The 12,589-nt window shown below is 56.9% G+C and carries 7 protein-coding genes; 2 read left to right on the forward strand and 5 right to left on the reverse strand.

Annotated elements, in window-relative coordinates; translation table 11 throughout:
• Positions 1-4 precede the first annotated feature (4 nt).
• From ACFPMF_RS11395 to cobA, 5 genes are all read right to left on the reverse strand, one after another.
• Positions 5-1,483: a rubredoxin gene (locus ACFPMF_RS11395; protein WP_379844678.1), complete on the reverse strand. Its 1,479-nt coding sequence runs from the start codon at positions 1,481-1,483 to the stop codon at positions 5-7.
• 50 nt (positions 1,484-1,533) lie between these two features.
• Entirely contained in the window at positions 1,534-5,106 is a 3,573-nt protein-coding gene (locus ACFPMF_RS11400; protein WP_379844680.1) for a molybdopterin-dependent oxidoreductase, read from the reverse strand.
• Between the two features lie 69 nt (positions 5,107-5,175).
• On the reverse strand, positions 5,176-6,477 hold the full coding sequence (locus tag ACFPMF_RS11405; protein WP_379844683.1) for a NarK family nitrate/nitrite MFS transporter: 1,302 nt from the start codon (positions 6,475-6,477) through the stop codon (positions 5,176-5,178).
• Positions 6,478-6,560: 83 nt separating this feature from the next.
• Entirely contained in the window at positions 6,561-8,108 is a 1,548-nt protein-coding gene (locus tag ACFPMF_RS11410) for an alginate export family protein (RefSeq protein WP_379844686.1), read from the reverse strand.
• A 389-nt stretch (positions 8,109-8,497) separates the two neighbouring features.
• On the reverse strand, positions 8,498-9,256 hold the full coding sequence (gene cobA / locus ACFPMF_RS11415; RefSeq protein WP_379844689.1) for a uroporphyrinogen-III C-methyltransferase: 759 nt from the start codon (positions 9,254-9,256) through the stop codon (positions 8,498-8,500).
• A gap of 277 nt (positions 9,257-9,533) precedes the next feature.
• On the opposite strand from cobA, the gene nirB reads away from it, so the two are divergent.
• Entirely contained in the window at positions 9,534-12,083 is a 2,550-nt protein-coding gene (gene nirB / locus ACFPMF_RS11420) for a nitrite reductase large subunit NirB (protein WP_379844691.1), read from the forward strand.
• A gap of 148 nt (positions 12,084-12,231) precedes the next feature.
• Positions 12,232-12,585 carry a nitrite reductase small subunit NirD gene (gene nirD / locus ACFPMF_RS11425; protein ID WP_379844694.1) on the forward strand — a complete coding sequence of 118 codons (354 nt, stop codon included), beginning with the start codon at positions 12,232-12,234 and terminating at the stop codon, positions 12,583-12,585.
• Positions 12,586-12,589 lie beyond the last annotated feature (4 nt).

Consider the following 12,589-nt stretch of genomic DNA (forward strand, 5'->3'; position numbering starts at 1 on the left):
TAGATTAATCGGTCGTAATCATAGCTAACGATACTTCCTGCATCTCGCTTTTCAGAGCGTCGCAGGTTGGGCAAGTGTAATCGGCGGGCAATGCCGCAAACGGAACCCCTGCTGAGATGCCGCGCCGGTCGTCGCCGTAAACCGGATCGTATACGGTCAGGCAATACGGGCACTGATGTACGCAACCCGGTGTTTCGGGACCGGTTTCGGGTTGTTCACTTTCTACCCGCAACGCTTTCCCGTTTTCTAGCCAGCGCCGGGCGCTGAATTTCCGGCACAGCCGGTCGATCTGGTTCGGCAGAAAGATTTTCAGCAGCCCTTTTTCAAACCGGAAATAGGTTCGGCTGTTCGGGTTGAAATTTTCGGTAAAATACAGATCGTACACGCTGAACAACGCCAGCTGCCCAAGCTGAATCAAGGGTCGTTTGCGCACCAGCACCGAGCCAAATACCTCTGACTTTGGGCGGGTTTGCACCCCGAAGCAAAGCCCGAACGTCCGCATGTCGTGTTTCTCAAAATACCGGATGACGTCGTTTTTTAGCCGCAGTCCTTCGTCGGTATGGTCCTCGGTTTGCCAGGCCAGCTCGTTGGCGGCATGCCGCACGTTGATGTTGTGTTTCCCCAATACATACGACCAGCCGGCCCGGTCTTGCTCCTCGATTCCCTTCACGATCAGTGACTTCCAGGGTGTTACGCAGATTTCACCGATGCGGGTTTTGAGGCATAAGGCGCAGACATCCAGCAGAAAATCAACCGAAAATTGTTCATCCCGCCGGTAAAGCCCCAGCCACGACCGTTGCCCGTACCGGTTGAAGCCTTCGTAATACGGCAATGAAAATTCAGGCAGTTCCACTTCCTGCGTAGCGGGTTGGGTAATAAACCGCTGCGTCCCCGTAACGGCGGCATACAAAGCCGCTTCGTCGAAGGCGGTTTCGCCCTGACCCCAGCGTTCGAGCAGGACCGTTTCAACGGCTTTTGCCAGGCGGCCCAGGTCATTGGTATAAATCAGATCCGGCCAGCGAAAAACTGTATTGCTCTGCTTCGGCCGCACGTATAGATACCAGAAATGCGGTTCGGGCGACGCAATGAAATTGAGATTACCGGTAAAGAACGGCGTAAAACTCTGGTTCGAGTCCGACAGGTTGACCTTCAGCCGGGGCGGTTCTTCAAACTGATCCAACACCGTATGGTACTCGCTCTCGCGCAGCCAGACACCCGTCCGGAACACATCTTCCCCGCAGTACGAACTGATGAGGTTCGGATGCTGGTCGGTATTGACCTCATAGTGAATGGGCTGCGTTTTCAGCGTCTTTTCCAGCGCCCTCAGGTCTTCGTAATGCACCGTCAGGAGCAACTGCTGCCGGCTGCCAAACCGGATCTGCCGCCCGTTCGCGTCCCGCACCGCCCGCAGCACGTTCTGCAGCGTCCCCGGCGAGACAATCCCGCCGGGAAGGTTGATTTTCAAGGTGTAATAATCACGCATCATCAGTTAAGAGTTATGAGTTAAGAATTAAGAGTTAGCTCCGCCATTAATCAACTTCCGGGCGGAGCCAACTCATAACTCTTAACTCTTAATTCTTCACTCTTATCCAGGATACTCCGCACCTCCGGGCGGCAGGAGCCGCAGCCGGTTCCGGCACCGGTTTGCTGGCAAAGCTGCTGGAAATCGGTACAACCGGCTGCAATGGCCCGCTCCAGGTTGCCCTGGCCGACGCTGTTGCAGGAACAGACCAGTTTGCCCGCTACCGGATCGACGGTTTTGCTACTTCGGAGCAATTGCAGGCGTTTTTCGGAAAGCTCCAGCCCGCTGGCAATCAGTTCGCGGAATTCCGCAAATTCGTTTTTATCCCCGATCAGGATGGCTCCGACCAGCTTGTCGTTGTGGACGATGCACTTTTTGTAATACCGTTTCGCCTTGTCGATGAAGACGATTTCTTCGTAGCCGGGATCGTTCGGGGGCACTTCGGCCCGCCCGATGCTGCACAGATGCAACCCTTCCATTTTCAGGATGCTGAGCAGTACGCTGCCCCGGTAGGGCTGGGCAATATCCCCGGCGATAAAGCGGGCGGCTACTTCGGCCTGTTGCTCGGCCGCCAGCGTAATGCCCCACATCTGCCCGCGCCATTGCGCCAGTTCCCCGGCGGCAAAAATGGCCGGGTCGGAAGTTTGCAGGTAGTCGTTGACCACCACGCCCCGGTTGCACGCTAGTCCGGCTTCGCGGGCCAGCTCGGTGTTCGGTTCGGTGCCGATGGCAATTACCACGACCTGACACGGTATTTTCTGGCCGGATTTCAACTGAATGCCTTCGATGCGCCCGGTTCCCATAAACGTCTGTACCTCTTCGTTGAAGTACACGTCGATGCCCCGGTCTTTCAATTCCAGGTACAATAATTCACTCGCCAATGGATCAATCTGGCGCTCCATGAACCGCCCTGCCCGCTGGATGACCGTGACGCGAACGTGGATCTGGCGCAGCGAAGCGGCCAGTTCCAGACCCAGCAAACCGCCCCCCACGATGACCGCGTGCGGATTTTCCTGTTTTAAATAAGGTAGCAGCGAGTCGGCATCCAGCCGGGAACGCATGTTGAAAATGCCCGGCAAAGGCGGCACGCCTTTCGGCCTGAACGCCCGGCTGCCGGTACCCAGCAACAATTTGTCGTACGAATGGTCAATGCCGTTGCTGTCGGTCACCACTTTCGCTTTCCGGTCGATACGCACAATGCCCACGCCCTTGTGGACCACAATCCGGTTTTCGGCAAACTGCTCCTCGCGCAACTTGACGAGCTGTTCCCACGACTGCGCCCCGCTGATGTAGTCGGGCAGCAACACCCGGTTATAAAAAGGATAGATTTCTTTCGAAAAGACGTGAATCTCGTCTTCGCCGGTTTCCAGCGCCCGGTACGCGTTGATGAAGCCCAGACCCGCCGAACCCGCACCAATGAGAATGATTTTCTCCGCCGGTTTTCGATACGGCACGACCTCCACCGCCGAAAACTTGAAATCCGGCTCTTTCGAACGCGGATCGATGAGCGCGTTCGTCAGGTTATTGGCGCGAACCTGGTTGCTCGCCAGAATCTTGCCCCAGTGCATCGGCAGGAAACACAAACCGGGCCGCACATCGTCGGTGAGCTGTGCCCTGACCCGAACCTCGCCCCGGCGGCCCCGTACGTCTACCAATTGCCCCTCCCGAATGCCGCGCTGAGCCGCATCATCGGGATGGATTTGCAGGAACGGCTGCGGACTATGCTGCCCGAGTTTGGCCACCCGGCCGGTTTTGGTCATCGTGTGCCACTGGTCACGGATGCGGCCTGTGGTCAGCACCAGCGGAAAATCTTCATCCGTCGGCTCCGAGGCATTGCCGTCCGGCACCGCGTGAATCTGAGCGCGCTGGTTGGCCGTGTAAAACCGGTGATCGGTGAAAAGCCGCTGCGTGCCGGGGGGTATTACCCGGTTTTCTGGGTTTTTTACTTCATTGTTCGCTATTTCTTTTTTGGGAAACGGCCATTGGATGGTGCGGTTTTTCCGGAGCAGTTCGTAGTTTACGCCCGTTACATCCACGTTCGTTCCGGCCGTAATCTGGGTGTATTCCTGATACACTTCCGCCGGTTTTGTATAGCGGAAGGAGTCGCCAAAGCCCATTTTGTGCGCAAACCGCCAGATGATTTCGGCATCCGGCAGGGCTTCGCCCGGCGCGTCGAGTACTTTGGGCAGGTACGCAATCCGGCGCTCGGCATTGGTCATGGTGCCTTCTTTTTCGAGCCAGGCGGCCGCGGGCAGCACCACATCGGCCAACGCAACGGTATCGGCCCGGTTCGACACGTCCTGCACCACCACGAACCGGGCGGTTTTCAGTGCTTTTTCAACCGCATTGACATCCGGCATACTCACCAGCGGATTGGTGTTGATGATCCAGATGGCCTTCAATTTGTCATCGGCCAGGGCTTCGAACATTTCCGTGGCCGTCAACCCCGGTTGCGGGGCCATCCTGACCGGGCTGTTCCAGAAGGCTTCGAGTTCGGCACGGTGGGCGGCATTGGTAACTTCGCGGTGGGCGGGCAGCGCGTTCGCCAGGCCACCCACTTCGCGGCCACCCATTGCGTTCGGCTGACCCGTCAGCGAAAAGGGGCCGTTGCCCGGTTTTCCGATCCGGCCCGTAATGAGGTGTAAGTTGATGAGAGACAGGTTCTTGTTGACGCCCACCACCGACTGGTTCAGGCCCATCGTCCAGAGCGACAGAAAACCCTTCGACCGCCCGATCCAGGCAGCCGCCTGTCGGATGGCATTCGGCTCAATGCCGCACAGGTCGGCCGCTTCCCCGGTTGTCCGCTGCAGGACCTGTTCGCGGTAGGCCGGAAAACCGTCGGTATGGTCCAGCATAAAATCCGGATCGATATGGCCATTCTCGATCAATAACCGCCCGATGGCGTTGTTGAGCACAATGTCGGTACCGGGGCGAATGGGCAAATGCAGGTCCGAAGAGCGGGCGGTATCGGTCCGGCGCGGGTCTACGCAAATGATTTTGACGTGCGGATTGGCGGTTTTATGCGCTTCGATGCGTCGCCAGAGAATGGGATGGCACCAGGCCGGATTTGCGCCCTGCACGTAAAAGACATCGGCTTCCTCGATGTCGTCGTAACAAACCGGTACGGCATCTTCGCCGAGCGACAGCTTGTAGCCCACCACCGCCGAACTCATGCACAGCCGTGAGTTGGTGTCGATGTTGTTGGAACCGATAAAGCCCTTGATGAGCTTGTTGACCAGGTAATATTCTTCCGTCAGACTCTGGCCCGACACGTAAAACGCCACCGAATCCGGGCCGTATTTCTGAATCAGCGTCCGGAAAACCGCAGCGGTGCGCTCCAGGGCCGCATCCCAGCTCACCCGTTGCAGCGGCATCGAGCGGCCCAGCCGCATCTGCGGATACAGCAGCCGGTCCGACTGATCCATGACCGTATACGGGAGGTTCAGGCCCTTCGAGCACAGCATTCCCCGGTTCGACGGGTGCTGCTTATCGCCCTCGACGGTCAGGCGCCCATTCGGCTCCTGCCGGACGACGATGCCGCAGCCTACCCCACAATAGCAACAAGTCGTTTGATGAACCGACATTTTAGTGATGAGTGATGAGTTAGCTCTGCGACTAGTGAATGCGTCAGCCAACTCTTAATTCTTAACTCTTTAAGCGGTTTGCAATTCGGTTTCGGCGGGTTGGACGACGGCGGTTTTGCCGAAGTTGACCAGAAACAGGAGCAGGCCGGTCGCGGCTACAATCCCGCCGATGGACAAAAACGCCTGGCCGTAGCTGATCGACTGCGACTTGAACAGGAAGCCCATCAGCATTCCGCCGATGTTGCCGCCCGCTCCCACGACACCCGAAATCACGCCCACGGCTTTCGGGTTGACAAACGGCACGATGGCGTAGGTGCCGCCGTTGGCCATTTTCAGGAACAGCGCAAACGTGATCATCGAGAGGATTGCCAGCGGCAGGCTCCCGGCATTGGCAAAAAGCATGATGCCCAGGCCTTTCAGCAGCAGCATGCCGGCCAGTAAAATGCCTTTGCCCCGCATACCGTACCGGTTTCCGATCTTATCGGCCACCAGACCGCCCAGCGCCCGGGCGAAGATGTTCATGAAACCAAACAGCATGGCCCAAAAACCGGCTTCCGTTTCCTGCATGTGGAAGTTATCGAAGAAGTAGAGCGACGCCACCCCGTCGAACGTGATTTCCATCCCGAAACAGCAGCCGTAGGCCAACGCCAGCGCCCAGACCCGGATGTCGGCGCAGGCTTTCCAGAAGCTTACCTTCTCGCCTTTGATGGTAACGCGTTGAATAGTTTCGTAATTGCCGTTGGGTGTGTCCTGCGTATAGCGGTAATAGACAAACGCCATGATCAGCATCATCAGCCCCGGCACGATCATCGCCAGCCGCCAGGCGTCCGGTTTGGTATAGCCAAAGCCGACGATGGTGGCCATGATGACCGGCATCGCCAGTTGCGTAATACCGCCCCCGAGGTTACCCCAGCCCCCAGCGACGGCGTTGGCCGTGCCTTTGATTTTTGGGGCAAACATCATCGAGGTGTGAAACTGCGTGATCACAAACGAGGCCCCGATAACGCCAATCGCCAGCCGGAACAGCAGGAACGTGGTGTAGTCGTGCGCCAGTCCCACCAGCATGACCGGAAAGGCGCCAGTGACGAGCAGGGCCGTATAGGTTTTGCGGGGGCCCCAGGTGTCGCACAGTTTCCCGACAAACAGGCGGGCAACGATGGTGGCCGATACGGCGGCAATGATGGTATTGCCGACTTCAGACTTGCTCAGTCCGAGGTCGGCCCGGATGGTGGGCATCAGCGGAGCCAGCCCGAACCAGCCGAAAAAACAGACAAAAAAAGTAACCCAGGTGATGTGGAAAGTCCGCATCTGAATGCCTTTGAAGCTGAAAACCGGCAGCGTTTCCAGCGGTTTGTTAGCGTGTGAATTCATATTTATCGTACCCTCGGACTTTAGTCCGTGAGCGTTTATTGTGAATGGATCTATGGCAGTGAATGGTTGCTAAGCCTTACGGGCTAAAGCCCGAGGGTACGGTGGCTGGCGAAAAAGTCGGGGCGGATGTTGATCATCAGGTACGCCCAGGAGCCGCGTTTGTCGTTCTGATTCATGGTGCCCTGCTTGCTGTATTCCAGCGAATTCGTGCCGTTCATGAGCGCGTAGCCCGCTTCCAGCGTTGTGAATTTGTTCAGGCTGTACGTCGCAACGAAGTCGTATTCCAGGCCCAGTTTGGAGGGTAAAACCGCGCCGGCAACGGCGTCCGGCAGTTTGTTGTAGGTGGTAGCCGCCAGGGCGAAATAGTGCACATCCAGGCTCGTTGTCAGGCGTTTTCCGGTGTATTTGAATTTCAGAAAACCGTCTTTCAAACCGCCGGCGGGCGAGCCGGTTCCGACGTAGAAGTAATCCAGGTAGCCCCAATGCTTGTGCGGAGTACCGTACAACGGGTCAAACCGCCCGGTTTCGCCCGGCTGTACGGTAGAGGCATCTGTTCCCGACAGCACTTCGTAGCCGGGCGTTACGCTCAGTGGCCCTTTCTGGAGCGTGACATTCGCGCCATAGTGGCAGGCGTTGCGAATGCGCAGCCCGTCGCGGTCTTGGCCGCTTTGCCGGTAGCCGAAAACCTGCCACCGAATCTGACCGGTTTTGGCAGCGGAAACCGCCTTTTGCCCCGTCAGCATGGCCCCGTATGTCAGCCGGGAATGGACACCCGGAACGTCATAACGGCGACCGTATACGTAACCCGTTGCGGCATTGCCCAGGGAATCAATGCGGTATTTTGAAAAGTCGTCTTTGAAGAACAAAACCGCAAACCTGGTGCCGTTAAACGTCCGGGTCAGGTAGGCCATCTGAAATGCCTTGAACTGCTGATTCTGCCCGTTGGTGCTGACGGCGTTGGCCACCACCGGCGCCCCGTCCTTACCGGCTGTCGGCAGAAAACCGGCCGGAATTGCCAGCGTCACGTTTCGGGTCGAGAGCGCCGAAGCCGGCGCGTTGGCGGGGGTATAGCTGGTACCCACGGTTCCGAACGCATCCGAGTTCTGTTTAAAACCGGCACCCAGATCGATCGCCCAGCCGTGGTGCCGTGCTTTTAGCAAGGCGACATCGAACCGCCGGCCCTGCTGGAGCCAGTCGAGGTTGCCCAGCAGCCGGACGTCGTCGTACACCAGTTCCTGCCGGCCCAGCTTGAGCGATACATTCTGAATCGGTTTAAATTTTAAGGTACTATCGGCGCTGTTGATCAGCACCAGCTCCGCCCAGGCTTCGTGCAGCATCAGCCGGTTGCCGTCGGCGGCATTGATGGTGGAAGCATCCTGGCCCCAGACCCGCACGTCCTGTACGGCCACGTTAAAGGTCACGCGGTCCCATTGGTAGCCAACGCTCAGCCGGGTTCGCTGCGACGTAAAAACCGACGGTCGGCTGTCTTTCGGCGTCAGGTTGCCGTAGCCATCGCGCCGTTCGGTCCGCGTTCGAAGCTGGCCGACCAGCGAAACCTGCGCCGGAAGTGGGGTATAGAGAAGGGGCAGCAGGAGGCATAGCAAGCCCGTCCGCCCGAAGGAGAAATTCATGATATCCGTGAGTGGAAAGAAAAGGAAAGCGGCCAGCGCAAAAAGTCAGTCAGATACCCGTGACGGGTCATGAACAGGCAACAAGCTGAGAAGACAGGCCTTAGGAACCCGTGGAGAAGCCGCGTGGAAACCGGTTCCCGGAAAGGCGACGAGGTGGAATTTGCTTTACGTCTCTTTTTTCATTTTCTTTGAACCGTTTGTGTTTTACATAGACGAACCCGTTAGCCGATCCAAAGGTGCCCCCACACCGGATCGGCTTTTTTATGGTTTTCGGTTTTCAGGGTATGTTTTACGGTGGGCTGACGCACACCAGACCGGAAGGCCTCAATTACCGAAAACTGTAAACCATGAACTATGAACCGAAAACCGAATACTGAAAACCGTTAACCTTACTGAGCGAGTGCCAGTCCCCGCAGGCATTCCGCCAGGTAGGCCGGATGCAGCGTAACGACCTCACCGATGACCAGCACAGCGGGCGCTCCCACGCCCTGCTCTGCGACCAAATGCGGCATTTTCCAGACCTGACCGATTACGCACTGTTCGTTGATGCGGGTTCCGTTCTGGATGACAGCCATCGGCAGATGATCCCGCCCCGCCTGCGCATACAGCGCGCAGATTTCCGCTAATTTACTCATGCCCATCAGCACGACCACCGTTGCTTTCGACTGAACCGCCAGCCGCAGATCATCCGAAAGTTCGCCGTGGCGCGTTGTGCCGGTGATGACCCAGAAGCTTTCACTCACCCCGCGCGCGGTGACCGGAATCCCCTGCGAAGCCGGAACAGCAATGCAACTGGAAACACCCGGGATGACATCGCACGGAATGCCGTACTGCCGAACGTGTTCGTATTCTTCGTAGCCGCGTCCGAATACGTAGGAATCGCCCCCTTTCAGCCGAACGATATGGCCGTGTTCCTGCGCCAGCCGCACAATCAGGGCGTTGATTTCGCCCTGAGTGAACGACGCTTTTCCGGCCCGCTTTCCGACGTAGGTCTTCAGGGCGTGCTTCGGTGCAAAGTCCAGCAAGGAGTCGTTGGCCAGATCATCGTACAACACCACGTCGGCCTGTTGAAGCGCCCTGATCCCTTTCAAGGTGATCAATTCGCCGTCGCCGGGACCCGCCCCCACGAGTGTAAGCTTTGGCTTCATCGCTCTGTTTTTTTTAGTAGGATATAGTTAAAATGTACTATTGTTGGTAATTGATTACTAATCAATTGTTGGTTCAAAATTAAAGGCATAATTTTGAAAAACAAGTTTTTTCAATAAAAATAGGTTAAAAAGTTGAGAGTTACAGAATAAAATTATAGGAAATTGAAAAAAATCAGTTTAGTTTTGATGCATCGTATTTCAGGAGTAATTGGGGAATTTTACTGAAATAATGCAATAAATAAACGGGTTTGTTTTATTAGTATAGTGATCAATAACTATGGACACAAACAAAACACAACGTGTCGTTGTGATTGGCAACGGCATGGTGGGCTACAAATTCTGTCAGAAATTAGTAGCCAAGCAGAAAAACAGTCGCCGATTTTCACTGACGGTTTTTGGGGAAGAGCCGCGCGTGGCCTACGACCGGGTTCATTTGAGCGCCTATTTTGCGGGTAAAACCGCCGGTGAGCTCACGCTGGCACCCGAAAGCTGGTACGCCGAAAACGACATTCAGCTCTTCCTGACTGATCCGGTTGTCGAGATCGACCGGGCGCGGAAGGAGGTCCGTTCGCACCACGGCGTCGTCGTTCCGTACGACTATCTGGTGCTGGCCACCGGTTCGGGGGCCTTTGTGCCGCCCATTGCCGGTGTCGAAAAGGATGGGGTGTTTGTGTACCGCACCATCGAGGACCTGGACCTTATTCAATCGTACGCGCGGAAGGCACGCACTGGCCCGGCGGCCCGGGGAGCGGTGATGGGCGGTGGCCTGCTCGGTCTGGAAGCCGCCAAAGCCCTGCTCGACCTTGGCCTGCAGGAAGCGCACGTCATTGAATTTGCGCCCCGGCTGATGCCCCGGCAGATCGACGACGCCGGTTCGGGCCTACTCCAACGCCAGCTCGAAGCGCTGGGATTGCGCATTCATCTTTCGAAGACTACCCGGCAGCTAACGGGAGATGCTACCATCAAAGGGATTGCGTTTGCCGACGGTAGTTCCCTGGAGGTCGATATGCTGATTATCTCGGCCGGAATTCGGCCCCGCGATGAACTGGCAAAAGCCGCCGGTCTGGACACCCACCCGCGCGGAGGCATCCGGGTCGATCCTTTCCTGCAAACGGCTGATCCGTCGATTTTTGCCATCGGCGAATGCGCTCTGGTGCATGACATGATTTACGGCCTGGTGGCCCCCGGTTACGAGATGGCCGAGGTGGTGGCATCGCGGCTGATGGGCGAAGAAAAGGAGTTCAAGCCTTATGATATGTCGACCAAGCTCAAGCTGATCGGCACCGATGTGGGCAGTTTTGGCGATCCGTTCGTGAGCGAACCGAGCGGGCGGACGATTGTCTACGAAAACAAAGCCAGGGGTATTTACAAACGAATCAACCTTTCGGCAGACGGTAAAACGCTGCTGGGCGGTATTCTGGTGGGCGATGCGGAACAGTACAACCTGCTGCTGCAAACCTGCAGGAATAAAACCGTATTGCCGCCTGACCCCGAAGACCTGATTCTGGGTTCGCGCGGGGGCGAAGAAGCCGGTTCGGCAACCACCGTTGGGGGCGTGATGGGATTACCCGACGAGGCACTGATCTGTTCCTGCGAAGCCATCACGAAAGCCCAGCTCTGCCACGAAATCGGCGAAAACGACCACACAAGCATCGACGCACTCAAAAAAGCCACCAAAGCCTGCACGGGCTGCGGGGGCTGTACACCCCTGGTGAAAGACCTGATGCAGGGCGTTCTGAAACAGAAAGGGCATTACATCCGGAACGTCCTCTGCGAACACCTTGATTACGCCCGCCAGGAACTGCTCGATCTGATCAAAATCAACGGCCTGAAAACCTATAACGACGTGCTGGACCGATTCGGAAAGGGCGACGGCTGCGAGGTGTGCAAACCGGCGGTGGCTTCCATGCTGGCGAGTCTGTGGAACGACAATATCCTCGAACAGGGCCGAGCGACCATTCAGGATTCGAACGACCGGTTTTTAGCCAACATCCAGAAAGGCGGCACGTATTCGGTGGTGCCGCGCATTCCGGGGGGCGAAATTACGCCCGACAAACTGATTGTGATTGGGCAGGTCGCCAAGAAATACGGTTTGTATACCAAGATCACCGGCGGGCAGCGCATCGACCTTTTTGGCGCGCATGTCGGCGATCTGCCGCTGATCTGGGAGGAGCTGATTGCGGCCGGTTTTGAGAGTGGTCACGCCTACGGTAAATCGCTGCGGACGGTGAAAAGCTGCGTCGGGAGCACCTGGTGCCGGTTTGGCGTACAGGACTCTGTTTCGTTCGCCATCGAAGTCGAGGAGCGCTACAAGGGGGTTCGTTCTCCGCACAAAATCAAGTCGGGCGTCTCGGGCTGCATCCGCGAATGTGCCGAAGCCCAGAGCAAGGATTTTGGCATCATTGCCACCGAAAAAGGCTGGAATCTGTACGTGGGCGGCAACGGCGGCTCCAAACCGCAACACGCCCAACTGCTGGCGTCGGACCTGGATAAGGAAACCTGTATCCGCTACATCGACCGGTTTTTAATGTTTTACATCAAAACCGCCGATCCGCTGGCGCGCACGGCTACCTGGATGAACAAGCTGGAAGGCGGAATGACCTACCTGCGCGCCGTGGTCGTAGACGATGTGCTGGGCATTGCCGACGATCTGGAGCGTGCGATGCAGCGGCTGGTCGATACGTTCAGGTGCGAGTGGAAAGAGGTCGTCGAAAGTCCCGAGCTTCGCAAACGGTTTACCCACTTTGTGAACGCCCCGGAGCAGAAAGACCCGACCGTGGCCTTCGAAACCATGCGCAATCAGAAGCGGGCCGTGGAGTGGAAATAACCACCCAACGGACCGGGCTGCGCGGGTTTGCTGATTCGAAAACCGTTGAAACGGTTGCCACACGGATTCGAATTCTCCCTTATTTCCACGGTTGAAACCGTGGGCAGGTATCCTAAAAATCAGACTCCTTTTTACACTCTTTCAAACGATGGAATCGCTTGTTGCTGATAAAGAAGAAATGACGTGGCACGTGGCCTGCCGGGTTGCCGATGTTCCCGAAGATGGCGGGGCCTGTGTACTGATCAATGGCCATCAGATCGCCATTTACCACTTTGCCCGCCGGAACGAATGGTACGCGACGGATAATGAATGTCCCCACCGCCGGCAAATGGCGCTGTCGCGGGGCATGATCGGTAGCCAGGGCGACGAACCGAAGGTGGCCTGTCCGTTCCACAAAAAGACGTTTTCGCTGCGGAGCGGGCAGTGCCTGAACGACGATACCTACCAAATTACGACCTTTCCGGTTCTGGTAACCGACGGAATGGTGTATATTGGGGTATAATAAA

The sequence above is a fragment of the Larkinella bovis genome (assembly GCF_042655385.1).
Taxonomy (GTDB): Bacteria; Bacteroidota; Bacteroidia; order Cytophagales; family Spirosomataceae; genus Larkinella; species Larkinella bovis.